The sequence below is a fragment of the Lysinibacillus sp. FSL P2-0066 genome, assembly GCF_037969495.1.
GTDB classification, from domain to species: domain Bacteria; phylum Bacillota; class Bacilli; order Bacillales_A; family Planococcaceae; genus Lysinibacillus; species Lysinibacillus boronitolerans.
Map to the genome: position 1 here is coordinate 3,229,467 of NZ_CP150202.1, position 15,495 is coordinate 3,244,961.

The 15,495-nt window shown below is 38.3% G+C and carries 14 protein-coding genes; 3 read left to right on the forward strand and 11 right to left on the reverse strand.

Annotated features, from left to right (window positions below):
* Window positions 1–9: 9 nt before the first annotated feature.
* From pfkA to MKZ14_RS16155, 6 genes are all read right to left on the reverse strand, one after another.
* The gene (pfkA, locus tag MKZ14_RS16130; RefSeq protein ID WP_036078344.1) at window positions 10–969 is read right to left on the reverse strand and encodes a 6-phosphofructokinase; all 960 of its coding nucleotides are present in this window, start codon (window positions 967–969) and stop codon (window positions 10–12) included.
* Window positions 970–1,290: 321 nt separating this feature from the next.
* Window positions 1,291–2,247 (reverse strand): acetyl-CoA carboxylase carboxyltransferase subunit alpha, encoded by a 957-nt coding sequence (locus tag MKZ14_RS16135; RefSeq protein WP_004226227.1) that lies wholly within the window; start codon window positions 2,245–2,247, stop codon window positions 1,291–1,293.
* Window positions 2,240–3,097, reverse strand: coding sequence for an acetyl-CoA carboxylase, carboxyltransferase subunit beta (gene accD / locus MKZ14_RS16140; protein ID WP_016995344.1), 858 nt, complete (start codon window positions 3,095–3,097; stop codon window positions 2,240–2,242). The genes MKZ14_RS16135 and accD overlap by 8 nt, the downstream gene beginning before the upstream one ends.
* A gap of 24 nt (window positions 3,098–3,121) precedes the next feature.
* A complete protein-coding gene (locus MKZ14_RS16145; RefSeq protein WP_036078346.1) occupies window positions 3,122–3,763 on the reverse strand; it encodes a GntR family transcriptional regulator in 642 nt (213 codons plus the stop codon).
* Window positions 3,764–3,895: 132 nt separating this feature from the next.
* Window positions 3,896–6,979, reverse strand: coding sequence for a DNA polymerase III subunit alpha (gene dnaE / locus MKZ14_RS16150; protein ID WP_333005055.1), 3,084 nt, complete (start codon window positions 6,977–6,979; stop codon window positions 3,896–3,898).
* A gap of 22 nt (window positions 6,980–7,001) precedes the next feature.
* Window positions 7,002–7,946: a bifunctional oligoribonuclease/PAP phosphatase NrnA gene (locus tag MKZ14_RS16155; protein ID WP_026023552.1), complete on the reverse strand. Its 945-nt coding sequence runs from the start codon at window positions 7,944–7,946 to the stop codon at window positions 7,002–7,004.
* A gap of 90 nt (window positions 7,947–8,036) precedes the next feature.
* Here MKZ14_RS16155 and MKZ14_RS16160 point away from each other — a divergent pair, with 90 nt between their 5' ends.
* A complete protein-coding gene (locus tag MKZ14_RS16160) occupies window positions 8,037–8,342 on the forward strand; it encodes a YtpI family protein (protein ID WP_036078350.1) in 306 nt (101 codons plus the stop codon).
* 55 nt (window positions 8,343–8,397) lie between these two features.
* Here MKZ14_RS16160 and MKZ14_RS16165 read toward each other — a convergent pair whose 3' ends face one another.
* Both MKZ14_RS16165 and MKZ14_RS16170 read right to left on the reverse strand, forming a co-directional pair.
* Entirely contained in the window at window positions 8,398–9,705 is a 1,308-nt protein-coding gene (locus tag MKZ14_RS16165) for a DRTGG domain-containing protein (protein ID WP_016994817.1), read from the reverse strand.
* A gap of 152 nt (window positions 9,706–9,857) precedes the next feature.
* A complete protein-coding gene (locus MKZ14_RS16170; protein ID WP_016994815.1) occupies window positions 9,858–10,541 on the reverse strand; it encodes a metal-dependent hydrolase in 684 nt (227 codons plus the stop codon).
* Window positions 10,542–10,773: 232 nt separating this feature from the next.
* Between MKZ14_RS16170 and MKZ14_RS16175 the strand changes: the two genes are divergently transcribed.
* The gene (locus MKZ14_RS16175) at window positions 10,774–11,862 is read left to right on the forward strand and encodes a Xaa-Pro peptidase family protein (protein WP_016994812.1); all 1,089 of its coding nucleotides are present in this window, start codon (window positions 10,774–10,776) and stop codon (window positions 11,860–11,862) included.
* Between the two features lie 51 nt (window positions 11,863–11,913).
* Here MKZ14_RS16175 and ald read toward each other — a convergent pair whose 3' ends face one another.
* Window positions 11,914–13,029, reverse strand: a complete 1,116-nt coding sequence (gene ald / locus MKZ14_RS16180) for an alanine dehydrogenase (protein ID WP_004226195.1) — start codon at window positions 13,027–13,029, stop codon at window positions 11,914–11,916.
* A gap of 421 nt (window positions 13,030–13,450) precedes the next feature.
* Here ald and MKZ14_RS16185 point away from each other — a divergent pair, with 421 nt between their 5' ends.
* Window positions 13,451–13,900, forward strand: a complete 450-nt coding sequence (locus MKZ14_RS16185; protein WP_004226191.1) for a universal stress protein — start codon at window positions 13,451–13,453, stop codon at window positions 13,898–13,900.
* Window positions 13,901–13,962: 62 nt separating this feature from the next.
* Here the strand turns inward: MKZ14_RS16185 and MKZ14_RS16190 are convergent, their stop codons facing one another.
* Both MKZ14_RS16190 and tpx read right to left on the reverse strand, forming a co-directional pair.
* Window positions 13,963–14,892 (reverse strand): class I SAM-dependent methyltransferase, encoded by a 930-nt coding sequence (locus tag MKZ14_RS16190; RefSeq protein WP_036078357.1) that lies wholly within the window; start codon window positions 14,890–14,892, stop codon window positions 13,963–13,965.
* An 89-nt stretch (window positions 14,893–14,981) separates the two neighbouring features.
* Entirely contained in the window at window positions 14,982–15,485 is a 504-nt protein-coding gene (gene tpx / locus MKZ14_RS16195) for a thiol peroxidase (protein WP_004226187.1), read from the reverse strand.
* Between the last annotated feature and the right edge of the window lie 10 nt (window positions 15,486–15,495).

Here is a 15,495-nt window from a genome sequence, read left to right on the forward strand (position 1 = left end):
TATAACAAATTATATTGATAGTTCTTTCATTAGTGTATAAAGGCTTACATCTGCCTCATGATTCTTTTCAAAAGCCTCTGGCATATCATAATCAATGACTTGATGATTGCGAATACCTACCGCTCTACCAGCTTTGCCTTCCATAAGTAATTCAACTGCATGTGCGCCAAACTGACTTGCTAATACACGATCTCTTGCTGTAGGTGATCCACCACGTTGAATATGACCTAACACTGAAACCCGTGTTTCTTTTCCAGTCTTTTCTTTCAACAGTTTTGCCAGCTCACTTCCTGACATAACGCCCTCTGCAACAATAATAATACTATGCTTTTTACCACGTGCAGCACCACGATCTAAGCGTGCGACAATATCGTCTAAATTATAATCTTCTTCTGGAATTAATACAGTTTCAGCACCAGCAGCGAGACCTGCCCATAAAGCGATATCTCCTGCATCACGTCCCATGACCTCTACAATGAATGAATTTTCATGCGATGTAGCGGTATCTCGGATTTTATCAATGGATTCTACGACTGTATTTAGGGCTGTATCAAAGCCGATCGTATATTCCGTTCCTGGAATATCATTGTCGATTGTCCCAGGCACACCTACAACAGGGAAGCCTTTTTTTACTAAATCCATGGCTCCTCGATATGACCCGTCACCACCAATGACAACAAGTCCTTCAATACCAGCAGCTCGTAAATTCTCAATTCCTCGTTGCTGGACAGCATCCTCTTTAAATTCTGGGCATCTTGCCGAATTCAAATGCGTTCCACCGCGTTGAATAATACCACCAACTGCACCTAAATCAAGTTCTTCCATATAACCTTTTACTAAGCCTTCATAACCATGCTTAATTCCGACAACATCGATTCCATGAAATGCTGCCTTACGAACAACCGCTCGAATAGCTGCGTTCATTCCAGGCGCATCTCCACCACTAGTTAATACAGCAATTTTTTTCATTGTCGAACCTCCTGCAGTTACTATTATTATTCACATTAACATGAAAAAACAAACTATGTAAGGGTTCTGAGGATACAAAAACATAACTTTTACATAAAAAATGAAAAGAATGCGCTTTCACACACTCTTTCCACCTAAAAACATCCTAAATCTAACATTTTTTCAAGAAGTCTGGCGTTCATTATGCGCTATTATCTTCTTTAATTTTTATAGCTTTTTAATATGTTAAGATACAAATTTTGTCTCTTAACGAGCAAATTTATTGCTTTAGATTTTTATACACTGTAAAGGTAAAGAACAATCATCTGTTAACAAACAGATTTACACTTCTGTATACTGTCCAATTTTTTTAAATTTTTCATAGCGATCTTCAACTAATTGTTCTCCATTTAAAGAATTTAATGCATGAAGTGTGTCACTAATGCATTCTTTAATAGAAAGGGCCTGTTTTGCTACATTGCGATGTGCTCCACCAATAATTTCAGGAATAATGCCATCAATTACACCAAGTTCTTTCAAATCGGGTGCTGTGATACGCATTGCTTCTGCTGCCTGCTTAGCCAGACTACCGTCCCGCCATAAAATAGATGCTGCTCCTTCTGGCGAAATAACAGAGTAAGTCGAGTTTTCGAGCATAAAGACACGGTTTGCTACACCTAATGCTAGTGCACCACCACTTCCTCCTTCACCAATAACGATACTAATTACAGGTACAGTTAAGCCAGCCATCTCTACAAGATTTCTAGCGATTGCTTCACTTTGACCACGTTCTTCAGCAGCTTTCCCTGGGTAAGCACCTTTTGTATCAATAAAACAAATAATTGGTCGTTTGAATTTTTCAGCTTGCTTCATCAAGCGTAGTGCTTTTCGATACCCCTCTGGATGAGGCATACCAAAATTACGACGTATATTTTCCTTAGTAGACTTACCACGTTGATGTCCAATAATTGTTACTGGTTGCCCTTCGAAAATGGCAATCCCACCAAGAATGGCTGCATCATCACCAAATGTACGATCACCATGTAATTCAATAAAATCTTCACACATTGCTTCAATATATTGAAGCGTTGTAGGTCTTTCTGGATGTCTTGCTACTTGCACACGATCCCACGGCTTCATATTGGCATAAATCGATTGCTCTAATTGTGATAAACGTGTTTCAAGCTTTTCGATTTCACCAGACATATCTACTTCTGCTTCAGCAGCAATTGTTTTTAATTCATCAATTTTCTCACGTAATTGTACGACTGGTTCTTCAAATGCTAAATTTTTAGACATGTTGTACGCCGCCTTTCGTATGCATTTTTACAAGTAAAGAAACTTGTTTACGTAAATCCTTGCGATGGAAAATGGCATCAAGCTGACCATGCTCTAATAAAAATTCTGCTGTTTGGAAATCACTTGGCAGTTTTTCTCGTACCGTTTCTTCAATTACCCGACGCCCTGCAAAGCCAATTAATGCCTGTGGCTCTGCAATATTTATATCACCAACAGAAGCAAAGCTTGCGGAAACTCCACCTGTTGTTGGATGTGTTAGGATAGAAATGAATAATAAGCCTTGATCACTGTGGCGTTTTAATGCCACACTAGTTTTCGCCATTTGCATTAACGATAATACGCCCTCTTGCATACGGGCACCGCCACTAGCGGTAAAGATAATAAATGGTACACCTAGTTCTGTAGCCTTTTCTACTGCTCTTGTAATTTTTTCACCAACAACAGAGCCCATTGACCCCATACGGAAGTGCGAATCCATAATCGCTACGACAATTTCTTCACCATCTAACGTACCAACACCTGTTAGGACAGCCTCGTTCAAGCCTGTTTTCTCTTGGTCTGCTGAAATTTTTTCAACATATGCTGGGAAATTAAGGGGATTACTTGTTTGTAAATGATCATCCATGGATTCGAATGAACCTTCATCTAAGAAATATGCCACACGCTCTTGTGCTGTCATTTTGAAATGATGACTACATTTTGTACATACTTTATGATTTTTTTCTAATTCCTTTGTTAATTGAATGTGACGACATTCAGGACATTTCGTCATTAATCCTTCTGGAAATGCCTTTTCTTGCCCGTCCTCTTTCTTTTTTCGATTACCACTAAATAAGCTACGTATTGCCATGTTCGACTCCCCCTTTGTTGTTGTTTAAATGCTCTGTACAGTACTCATCCACTGCTCATAAGCTTTTAATGCTTCTTTTTCGTAACCAAGCTGCATCGATTTCAACATCGTTTGAATGATTAATTTTTCATCTTCTGTTGAGTTTCGATTTAAACGGTCGCCATCATAAGCTGCTAATTGAAACCAGATTTTTAACGAAAGACGATTACCTGTCGTAATTAATAGTTCTCGTAAAATATCTCGACAATTAATTGTACCTTCTATCTCTAGTTTCACAAAAAAACTATCCCACACAGGTAGTGTGCGAAGAGTCTCTGTACAACTTATTACGCGAATTGCTTCCATTTCATGAATTTGTCGCGTCAATTCGACATCTTTTTTTGATTTTTCATCTTCTAATATAAACATCGACAGTATTTCTACGAGCTGATGCTTATGTGTGGACGCAAGAAAAGTACCACCACCATGTCTCGTTTCAATAAGTCCTAGCAACTCTAAGCTTCGCAAAGCCTCTCTCACAGAGGATCGCCCGACACCTAGACGCTCTGATAGAACTCGTTCTGAAGGTAGTTTCTCACCTGCTTGAATTTTTTCCATTTTAATGAGTTGACGTAGTTGTTGGACGATTTCTAAAAACACTTTTTTTTGTTCGGTTTTTTTATCCATACGACTAACTCCCCTTATCAAAAAAGTGGTCTGACCACTTTTTAACGTTGACTCTAGCTTACAAAATAACTGTTCAAAAGTAAAGAAAAAACTGCATAAAATTTAATGCAGTTTCTAAATTCTTGTTTTATTTTATATCTTTTTCGTCGTTTGCGCATGTTTTACTTTGATTTGTGGCTTGCCAAAACGTCTTTCTAAAACACCATCAATCAACAGCATTTCCTCCTCTAACAGCAGGTCTTGGACCAATTGAAAAGTTTGTGGAAAAAATGTAATAGAAACCGTACCAAACTCATCCTGTAGCTGAACGAAGGCCATTTGCTCACCTTTTTTTGTACGGATTTTCTTCACTTCTTCAATCAGACCAAGCATTTTTATGGAGGAGCCATCACGCTTCTGCTTTAACTCTCGGCAAGTACAATTGATATCCGCCCAGTATAGTCTTTCCTGCGCGACTGGATGGGTAGAAATATAAAAGCCCAAGCTCTCTTTTTCATGCATCAATTTTTCCTTCTCGGACATTGCTTCTGCCTGCATATATTTTGGCTTCCCAAAACTAAATGCCATTGCTGATGCCAAATCGATATCTTCAGTAGGCCTTAAAAGTTCCGCGTGTTTCAAAGCTGCATCTACTGTCATGATGAGGACTGCTCTATCCTTTTCTAGATAATCAAGCGCTCCAGCATATATCAATGATTCCAACACTTTTGGCTTAAAATGCTGCGCACTTAAGGCAACAGCCAGATCAAATAGGTTATTTAATACTTCTGGATTTGTTTGACGGAGTCCATGCATTTTTTCTATAAATGTATGAGGCACACCTTTAATTCCTGATAAGCTGTAGCGAATGCCTTCATTTTCTACAGTAAAATACTTCGTACTGTTTTTTAAAGAAGGTGGATAAAATGGGATGCCCTTATCTTTTGCCTCATGGACAAGTTGTTGAATCTTTTCTATATTTCCCGTTGCATTCGATAATAACGCTGCATAAAAACTTTGAGGGAAATGCGCCTTTAAATAAGCCATTTGATAGGAAATAACACTATAGGCCACAGCATGACTTTTAGGGAAACCATAATCCGCAAAGCGTACGATCAATTCGTAGACCTCTTCAGCTACACGCTGGTCAAAGCCTTGACGTAGCGCCCCATGAACAAATGCAGTACGTTGCTCCTCTAAAACTTGTCGATTTTTTTTACTCACTGCACGGCGAAGTAAATCTGCCTGTCCCATAGTAAAGCCAGCCAGTACTGATGCAATTTTTATAATTTGTTCTTGATAAACGATCACACCAAAGGTCTCTTGTAAAATAGGCTCTAGCACTGGATGTGGCATCGATACCATTTCTCTGCCGGCTTTCCGTTTTGCATAGACAGGAATAAAATCCATTGGACCTGGACGATAAAGCGCATTTACAGCAACAATATCTAAAAAACTCGTAGGACCGATATCACGTAAGGCTTGCTTCATACCGTCTGATTCTAATTGAAAGATCCCCAACGTATCCCCTCTTTGTAATAGCTGAAACGTCTTGTCATCATGCATAGGGATTCTTTCAAATTCTATCCAAGGGCCACCGGCTTTATAAATTGACCAACGTATTTGCTCTAAAATAGTGAGATTGCGCAAGCCTAAAAAATCCATTTTAACGAGACCACATGCTTCAATATCTCCCATTGGCCATTGCGTACTATAAATACCATCATGCCCTTCTTCAATCGGTACAGTATTCACTAAAGGCGATGGAGCGATGACAATACCAGCTGCATGTGTAGAGGAATTTCTTGGTAGCCCCTCCAATTTTAACGCTACCTCGTACCAACGCATATGCTTATCATTCTCCGCTAGCCAGCCTTGAAAGACCTGTGACTCAGCTACAGCTCTTTGTAATGTAATTCCCGGCTTATTTGGAATCATCTTCGAAATTTTTTCTAGCATCTCTGCATCAAAGCCAAATACCCGCGCAACATCTCTGGCTACTGCTTTTGCAGACAATGTTCCAAATGTAATAATTTGCGCAACATTTGCTTTACCATATTTTTGGGCAACATACTGAATGACTTGATGTCTTTTACTATCAACAAAATCGATATCAATATCAGGTAAGGTGATTCTTTCAGGATTTAAAAAGCGTTCGAATAATAAACCATAGGCAAGTGGATCTACTTGTGTAATCGAAAGACTATATGCCACAAGGGAACCTGCTGAGGAACCACGTCCTGGTCCCGTCAAAATTCGATTTTCTTTAGCATAACGCATGAAATCTGCCACAACTAAAAAATAGTCCGCAAAGCCCATAGAACAAATAATTTCAAGCTCATATTGTAGTCGTTCATGATAAGCAACAGGTATTGCCAGTTGCTTAAATCGCTCTTCTAATCCAGTAAATGCTTCTTTAGCAAGCAAGCGTTCAGCCGTTTCCCCTTCAGGTACAGGAAATTTAGGCATTTGAACAGGCATTTTTGGTATTTCAGCTCTACAGCAAGCGAGCATTTTCGTACTGGCATCAAGCCAATCTGGACGATCAGCAAACCAATGTTGCCATTCGTATGCTGTTGGGGCAAAATAGCCCTGTACATCAGCTGTTTGCATAGTAGTACCAAGCTTTTCTCCTGTATCAATTGCTCTTGCTACTTCATAAGCAAAATGATCTTCTGGACGCAAAAAATAACAGCTTTGAGAGGCTACAAGTGTAATGGCCTGTTCTTCACACCAGAAAACGATATCATCTTCCTGTTCAGCCTTTATCCCTCCAGGTCTAGCAATCCCCATATAGAAATGATGGTTAAATAGCTGGACCAAAGCAGAAACCATTGCCTGCCAGTCATCTAGACCTGCTAAATCGTCTGAAGAAAGTAGAGCTATACAGCCTGCTGAATACCCCTCAAGCCACTTCCAAGGCAGCACATCATCTTGTCTAATTGAAATCGCACTACTAATCTTTAATAAATGTTGATAGCCTTCCTGTGTCTGCGCATACAGGACGAGGGGAAGGGTTTTGTCACGCCATTGAACGTTAACCGAAAGCCCAATGACCGCATGGATATTTGCTTGCTGCAATGCTTTACAAAAAGGCAAAAGCCCGTACAATTTCGTATTAACGATTGCACAGGCTTGTGTCTTTTGTTCTTGTAAAAAAGGAATCAATTGCTCAAGCCGAATTGTGCTTTTCAATAAATCCGCGCTCGTATGCATCTTTGTATATACATGTGTCAAATGAATCCCTTCCTTTTCTTTGTTAATGATACGCTTTACAAATCTCTTTTAATCTTGCAATAACGAGGTCTGCTTCTTCCCATGAATAGGCAGTAGCACCAGAAGCAAGCGGATGTCCGCCACCATTAAATTCTTTCGCTAAAGTATTGATAACGGGCCCCTTTGAACGTAAACGTACACGGATTTGATCCCCTTCTTCAATGAAAACAACCCACGAGCATATATCTTTCACACTGCCAAGGCAGCCTACTAATAAAGAGGCCTCAGATGGCACAGTATCATGCTCTGCTAGTAATTCTTTTGTTAGCTTCACATAGGCAGCTCCATGCTCATCCATTGTAAAGTTTTGATAAATATAGCCTTGTAAATTAAGTAACTTTTGCTCCATTTCGTACATGCCATCAAATAGTTGATTTCGATCAAAATCATATGTAATCAGGTCCGCAGCAACTTTAAATGTTTTAGCTGTTGTACTCGGGAATTGGAATCTACCTGTATCGCCTACTATTCCTGCAAATAATAAGCGTGCAGCAGCATCTGAAAGTTTCCAGTTTGCTACTTCCTTGCCTTCTTCATATAATTCATAGATCATTTCACTACAAGAGCTTGCTGTTGTATCCACCCATAAAAGATCACCATAAGCATCATCATTTGGATGATGATCAATTTTTATCACCATTTTCCCTTTTGTGTAGCGTTGGTCGTCAACACGTTCTGTATTAGCAGTGTCTGTGACAATGACTAATGCATTGTCATACACTTCATCCGCTATTTCATCAGGCTGCGCCATAAAAGATAACGAGGCATCATGTTCCCCTACAGCAAAAACCTTTTTCTCAGGATAATTGGCTAAAATAATCTCTTTTAAACCTTGCTGTGAGCCATAAGCATCAGGATCTGGACGTACATGACGATGAATAATGATGGTTTCATTGGCCTCAATTGTGTCGATGATTTGTCTTTTCACAATAATTTCCCCCAAAATGATAGTAAGAACCGTTAGCATTTTTACATAATTATCGTTACAATAATGTCTAGTTATGCTAGGAGGTTTACTATGCTCAATTTAATATTTGTGTTTGCGATAATCATATCTTTTGTTTTTTATTTTTATTTTAAAACAAAACAGTTCCGTTCTCCATTACCAATTGCCAAAAATTGGTATAAAAGCAAGGCGAACATCGGCTTAGGTTCCTTAATTTTGTCATTTGCTTTAAATCAAGCTTATTTATTCCCGGGCTTATTTACATTTATTATTGTAGCAATTCTTGTCGCGCTCGGCATCTTAGTTATTGTAGAAAATATAAAAAAAGCACGCCATTATGGACAATTTGTTGAGGAAGAATTCCGCATTAATCAATAATATATGTAACAAAGGGATGACCAAGCAATTGCGCTAGGCCATCCCTTTTCAATACTTAACGTTCTAATAGTTGGAACATCATCATTGCCTTACCAACAAGTATTTGTTGATTATACACTTCAAAATCCATTTTCACAAACTTACGACTCATGTCTAAAATCCGAGGCTTAACAGTAAGCGTACTTTCCATTTGAACTGGTTTAATAAAGTAAATAGTCATATTCTCCGCCACTGCATCTCCACGTTTTCGACGTTTTAATGCAAATGAGCCGACCTCAGCAAGCAAAGTTGTAAAAGCTCCGTATGAAATTGCCCCATATTGATTGGTCATTTGTGGTGTGACTTTAAATTCAACAATGAGTTCTTCATCGCCTAGTACTTTCATTTCATTTTTCACTAAATCATCAATCGTTTCACCATGCTGTGGCTGTCTTTGTGCTAATTGCAACGCCTTCAGTACATCTTGACGGCTAATAACACCCTGTAAAATATTATCATCATCTACTATTGGTAAGAGATCAATCCCCTCCCAAATCATTCGATGCCCTGCAGAAGCGACACTCATTTTCATGGAGCCTGCAATCGGATTTTTCGTCATTACTTTTTCAATAAGCTCATTTTCTTCACGACCAATGACGTCTTTTACAGTGATCATACCGACCAGTTTATTTTGATGCGTGACAACAGGAAATGCACCATGGGTCGTACGTTCATTCAACTTGTGGAAATGATGAATTGTTTCATCATTTTTTAATGCTGCAGTGTCAGTCATTGGAACATAGATGTCTTCAATAAATAGAATATCTTTTTTGATTAATTGGTCATAGATTGCCCGGTTAATCATCGTTGCTACTGTAAACGTATCGTAGCTTGTTGAAATGATTGGTAAATCTAATGAATCTGCAAGCAACTTATTATCTTCCGTCGTATCAAAACCGCCAGTGATTAAAACAGCTGCACCCGCGCGAAGGGCATTTTCGTGCGCTTTAATACGGTTACCAACAATTAATAAGCTACCTGCATCTGTGTAGCGCATCATGTCCTCTAATTGCATAGCACCGATAACAAACTTTGTTAGTGTTTTATGTAGACCTGATTTTCCACCTAAAACTTGGCCATCTACAATATTGACAATTTCTGCAAAAGTTAAGCGCTCAATATTTTCTTTCTTTTTTTTCTCAATACGAATTGTTCCAACACGTTCAATAGAACTTACTAAGCGACGATTTTCAGCTTCCTTTATGGCACGATAAGCCGTCCCTTCACTCACTTGCATTTCTTTTGCTATTTGACGTACTGAAATTTTATCGCCCACGGGTAGTGATTCGATGTATTGTAAAATTTTCTCATGTTTTGTAGACAAAATATCACCTATTTCCTAAGCTTCAATTCTGCTCTTAGTGTACCATATTTTTTAAGAAAATATTTAATATAAAGTGATGATATTGTTTAACTTTCCCCATCATTTCAACTACCAGCGTGGTGTCAATTCATATAGTACAGCATTACCAACGATTAGAAACAGTTTACTTTTTCTCCAGCTTTCAAAATTTGAACTTCTGTATTTTGCACTAAATCTGCAAAAATTTGTGGATCTTGCTCAATTGGTGGGAATGTATTGTAATGAATCGGTACAACAATTTTCGGCTTTAAAAACGAAACTGCGCAGGCTGCATCCTCTGGCCCCATTGTAAAATTATCACCAATAGGTAAGAATGCAATATCAATCGGATGGCGTTCACCAATGAGTTTCATATCACCAAAAAGAGCCGTATCGCCTGCATGATAAATCGTTAATCCTTCAATAAATAATAAAATTCCAGCAGGCATGCCCATATAAATTATTTCGTTATTTTCTGTTACATAAGAAGATCCATGAAAGGCTTGTGTAAATTTTACTTTACCGAAGTCAAATTCCTTCGCTCCACCTATATGCATTGGGTGTGTTTTTACACCTTGCCAAGAAATCCAATTAGCCAGTTCATTTGGCGCAATGACTAACGCATCTTTTTTCTTCGCTAATTCTACTGTATCTCCAACATGATCATTATGCCCATGTGTAAGTAAAATAATATCTGGTGCTTCGTCAGCCACTTTTAAATCTGTTTGCCCATTGCCATTAATAAAAGGGTCAATTAATATCGTTTTTCCATTTGTTTGAATTTTGACAACTGAATGCCCGTGATAACTTATTTTCATCTAAAATCCTCCTCATTTAACAAAGTACAGTCCAACATTTTAATTCGCTACCCATGCGCTTTTTCCCTTTTTTTGATATGCTTGTACAGAGAATAATCGTAGTATTCTCTAACAGCCTTATACCCCGTTAGAGCACAATTATTCAGTACTAGATAAGAATCCTCGCTACTTTTTTAGGCAGTCGAAGCTTTCTTACGTAAAATTTCCCATGCAATAAAAGGAGGACATATTGATGTCAAAGGTTGAAGAAATCCAACGTTACTTGCAGCAAAATCATATCGATGCAGCATTCGTAACAACACCTGACAATGTTTTTTACGTTTCAGGCTTTAAAAGTAATCCACATGAAAGATTACTAGGCGTGATGATTTTTAAAGATGCGGAGCCTTTTCTAATTTGTCCACAAATGGAGATTCCAGATGCAAAGGCTGCTGGATGGTCCTATGAGGTAATCGGCCATCAAGATACAGAAAATTCGATGGAAGTTCTTGCTCAAGCGATCGTAGCACGCCAAATCACCCCAGCTACATTTGCAATTGAAAAAGCTCAACTCATTGTTGAGCGCTTGGAAGCTTTACAGCAATCTTTCCCTCAAGCTAGCTTTGTGCGTCTTGATGAAAAGATTAATGCGATGCGCGTAATCAAAGATGAAAGTGAATTAGAAAAATTACGTAAGGCTGCAGAGTTGGCTGATTATGCAATTGAAATCGGTTGCAAGGAAATTGCTGAAGGTAAAACAGAAATGGAAATCCTAACAGCGATCGAAAGTGCCATTCAAGATAAAGGCTGTAAAATGTCTTTTGAAACAATGGTATTGAGTGGTCCAAAAACTGCCTCTCCTCATGGGAAGCCAGGTGCACGTAAAATTGAAAAAGGTGATATGGTACTATTTGACCTTGGCGTTATTTACGATGGCTATTGCTCAGATATTACACGTACTGTTGCTTTTGGTGAGCCAAGTGAAGCTCAAAAAGAAATTTATCAAACTGTTTTAGCTGCCAACACAAATGCTGTCGCAGCAGTAAAGCCAGGTGTTCGTGCGATGGACTTAGACAAAATTGCACGTGATACAATCACAGAGGCTGGTTATGGTGACTATTTCACGCACCGCCTTGGACATGGTCTTGGTATTTCTGTGCATGAATTCCCATCTGTTACAGGTGCTAATGAGATGACGATGGAAGAAGGTATGGTCTTTACGATTGAGCCTGGCATTTATAAATCAGATGTAACAGGCGTACGTATTGAGGATGATGTTGTCGTAACAAAAGATGGCGTTGAGGTATTAACAAAATTCCCGAAAGATTTAATCATTCTATAATGCAAAAAAGGAAGCAACTAGTGTGCTTCCTTTTCCTATGTCTAGCAAAGTTTATTGAATTAACTCATCCACATTGACAAATGGTAGTCCCTGTGAATCTGCCACTGCTTTATAAACAAGTTGTCCATCTAATGTATTCACGCCTTTTTTCAGTGCTGCATTATCAAGGCAAGCTTGTTTGTAGCCTTTGTTGGCAATTTGAAGTGCATATGGAATTGTATTATTTGTTAAAGCAATTGTAGAAGTACGTGGTACCGCACCAGGCATATTTGCAACTGCATAGTGTACAACGCCATGCTTCACATATGTTGGATCATCATGTGTTGTCACACGGTCAGATGTTGCAAAAATACCACCTTGGTCAATTGCGATATCGACTACAACAGAGCCGGCTTGCATTGATTGAATCATTTCTTCAGATACAAGCTTCGGTGCTTTTGCGCCTGGGATTAATACCGCCCCAATAACTAAATCTGAATCTTTCACTGATTCTGCAATATTATATGGATTAGACATTAATGTTTGAACATCACGTCCAAACATATCTTCCAATTGACGTAAACGCTCTGGGCTTAAATCAATAACTGTCACATCCGCACCCATACCAACAGCGATTTTTGCAGCATTTGTACCTGCAATACCACCGCCGATTACTGTTACTTTCCCACGTTGTACACCTGATACACCGCCTAGTAAAATACCTTTACCAGCATGGTTTCTTTCTAAGAACTGTGCACCAATTTGTGTAGCCATTTTACCAGCAACTTCACTCATTGGTGTTAGCAATGGTAATGAGCCATTTGCTAATTGTACTGTTTCGTAGGCAATCCCTACAACTTTTTTATTTAAAAGTGCCTGAGTTAATTCAACCTCTGGCGCTAAGTGTAAATACGTGAATAAAATTTGACCTTCGTAGAAGTAATCATACTCAGAAGCTACAGGTTCTTTTACCTTCATAATCATTTCTTGTGACCAAGCTTCTTTAGCTGTTTGAACAATATGAGCACCAGCTGCAATGTAATCAGCATCCGTAAAGCTTGAGCCTAGCCCCGCTCCAGTTTCAATGTACACTTCATGACCTGCATGTGTTAAAGTGACAACTCCTGCTGGTGTCATTGCTACACGGTTTTCATTGTTTTTAATTTCCTTTGGAATACCAATCTTCATTGTTTCCTATCCCCTTCCATAACGTAAGAAATAAGCATCATTTATGTAACTAAATTTGATGCACCCCTTGCACTTCCATATTACCAAACAATTGCAAAAAAAGCTTTAACTAATGCAAATACAGATAAAATTTATAAGATTTCCAAAATAACAAATATTCTAACGTTATAAACCATTATAAATTACTATATTAAAAAACTAAAAAGGCGAATAAATAGTTGTTAAGGAAGCTAATTCATGAGCAGTTTCAAATGAGCAAAAGAGGTTTACACACTGCAAATAGTGGGAATTGAGTATTTATATTTAATTCACATATCTACATGAAATGCCTTCACATTTTCATAATTTTTCTTGCGGAAAGTATTTCCTTTAGAAAATCATTTGGTATAATCAACATATACAAATCAGGGAGGTTTTTCAAATGGCTAATCATTATAAAAGCATTGTTGTTGCAGTAGACGGTTCAAAAGAAGCTGAATACGCGTTTCGTAAATCGATTGATGTGGCAAAACGAAACGAAGGTGCAGTATTAAATCTAGTAAATGTAATCGATACTCGTTCATTTGCTGCTATCGAAGCATATGACCGCTCCATCGCAGAACGTGCTCAAGCATTTTCTGAAGAACTATTAAATGGTTATAAAAAGCAAGCTGAAGATGAAGGTTTAACGAATGTTAATCTTATCATCGAGTATGGCTCTCCAAAAAATATCATAACAAAAGAGCTTTCTAACATCGTAGACGCAGATTTAATCATTTGTGGTGCAACTGGTCTAAATGCAGTAGAACGCTTCTTAATCGGTTCTGTATCTGAGGCTATCGTACGTTCAGCTAAATGTGACGTACTAGTTATCCGTACACCAGAAAATTAATTTTGTAATACATAAAAAGGTATCCTTGTATAGGATACCTTTTTACTTGCACTTAATAGCACTTACTTGCCCTCTTTCCACATCTTCACTTTTTCAAAGAATAGTGCAAGAGCCTGCTTATTCTGCATATTTGGGACTTTAGCTAATAGAACTTCTTTAGGTGCTTTCAATTCCTTCGATTGTTTTTGTAAAATCACCAGGCTCTTCTCTAATGACTTATTAGCAAACATAGAGTCAGGTAATTGAATAATCGCTTGAATCCACGCATGCTTTTGAATGTACTTGTGTAATTGCTTAGACTGCTCTGACTCAAAAAGATGAGATGGTGCAAGGAAAAATAAATAGCCGCCATCTTTTGTATAATTCATTGATTGCTCGATGAATAAATGATGGGCATAACTCATCCCTTCTGCTGGACATAATTCATAATTGAGTGCCACTTCTTCATTTGGATAATAACCTACAGGTAAATCACAAATAACTGCATCAACTGGATTGACCAATAAATCTTCTAAGGCATCTTGACGGTATAAAGAAATAGGCTGTTCTATTAAATCAGCAGTTGCCGCAGCGAGGCGAATAAGTAGCTCATCAACCTCTACACCTGTTGCTTCCACTTTTCCATCTAATAAATTCATAACCGTCAGTAATAAATTACCTGTGCCTACTGCTGGGTCCATGATCGAGATCTTTTCATTTTCAAGACTCTCTGCAAAAATTTGCTCCACAAAGTAGCCCACTAATAACCCTAACGTATCAGGAGTCATTTGATGATTCGGCTGTGAGCCTTTGCGCATTCCTTTTAAAATAGCAATTTGAATAGCTTTACGTATATCCTCTTTTGTTGCATCTTTTTGAGAAAAATCAACTTCGCCATCAAGCCATGCCTCTAACCCATCTAATAACCCTTCTAGTAACGTTATATTCTGTTCTTTTTCGATTTTTTCGGCATGCTCATTTAGCAAACCAAATAACTTTTCGATATTTTCCATTTCTAACTTCCTTTCACGCAGAAAAGAGCCGTGACAAACACTTGTCACAGCCCCTTTGTCTAGTATTATCTTAGCCTAAAAGCAGCTTATTATGCTAGTGCTTTGACAGCTGCAATGGCCGCTTCATAGTTTGGATGATCTGTAGCTTCAGGTACATATTCAACATATGTTACTTTATTGTTTGCATCCACAACGAATACTGCACGTGTCAGAAGACGTAATTCTTGAATGTATACGCCATATGCCTCACCAAATGAAAGATCGCGGTGATCTGATACAGTTTGGACTGCATCAATACCTGCTGCACCACACCAGCGCTTTTGAGCGAATGGAAGATCCACAGATACAGTATAAATAACTACATTATCACCTAAGTTAGCAGCTTCCTCATTGAATCGGCGTGTTTGCGCATCACATACACCAGTATCTAATGATGGTACAACACTAAATAAACGAATTTTTCCTTCTGAATCATTTAATGTTACAGGTGATAGGTCATTTGCTAATACCGTAAAATCTGGAGCTTGATCGCCCACCTTTACTTCATTGCCTACTAGTGTCACTGGACCATTTTTAAATGTTACTTGTGCCATATAAACGCCT